The sequence below is a fragment of the Mesorhizobium sp. P5_C1 genome (assembly GCF_054049815.1).
The window spans coordinates 1-960 of the sequence record NZ_JBFULQ010001131.1 but is presented as its reverse complement, the minus strand read 5'-3'; the positions used below and the strand labels follow the sequence as shown (position 1 = coordinate 960).

Genomic DNA, 960 nt, shown 5'->3' with positions numbered 1-960 from the left:
ACCTCACCCCCGTACAGCGTATCAGCGCCGGAGGCGCCATAAAGAGTATCGTCACCGAAGGATCCGAACAGGTGATTGTCCGCGTCGTTGCCCTGGATGAAGTCACGCCCATAGCCGCCGAGGGCATCCTCGATCACGGTATGCAAAGCGATGGCGATGTTGTTCCTCAGTCCGCCGATCGATGAGAAGCCGCCCGGCGTAAGGTCGATATTCTGATCGATGAAAGATAGCGACGCATTGATCGAATCGGCACCGCCGCTATCGTAAATGGTGAAGGCGGGCGTCGAGGAATAGTTCGAGAAATCGTACAAAAAACCTGCGGTTGCAGCGGCATTCCATCCGTAGACGGTGTCGCCGAGCCGGGTATTAGTGGCCTCGCCGTACATCAAGCCCAYGGCATAAATGTCCGCCATCTGTGGTGTCATTACATATCTGAATGAGGCCCCATCGTAATTGTACTGCGGAAAATATGACATGACGGAATATTGCCAGGTGTCGTTCACAAAGATGTTGCTGGCGCCCGGCTGGCCGGGATATCCGTAGGTTGCTGTGACGTTGTAGGGGCCAGTGTGGCCTAGCCCCAATGCGTGCCCGATTTCATGGATGTAAGTTTGGTATGAATAGCTATCGACGCTTCTGCCGTTAGAGGCGATCCAACCCGTTGTTATATCGACAACGCCCGAAAGGCTGGTGTTCGCTGTTATTCCGGCGCCCGCATCGGTAAAGGTTATGTTGGCCGCACCCGACGTCTCCACGAACGTGACGTTCGCGACATCTTGCCAGGCTTGTAGCGCCAGCGTGGCGAGATATTTTTCGGCGCTGGCAAGTGATGCGTCGCCGTTTCCGGTCAAAGCATTGAGATTGTAAGAAATCGTGTGATTGCTGAAATGGTGGGCCGATGTGCCCACCGACGCCCAATAGCCGTTGATTTCATAGTCCGCAATCTGCGCGATTGTGGCC

Annotated in this window: 1 protein-coding gene; it reads right to left on the bottom strand. The window is 55.1% G+C overall.

Going from position 1 to position 960, the window contains the following annotated elements:
* A partial coding sequence (locus tag ACXJ7R_RS34375) for a M10 family metallopeptidase C-terminal domain-containing protein (protein ID WP_457155678.1) occupies positions 1–960 on the bottom strand: 960 nt, incomplete at both ends.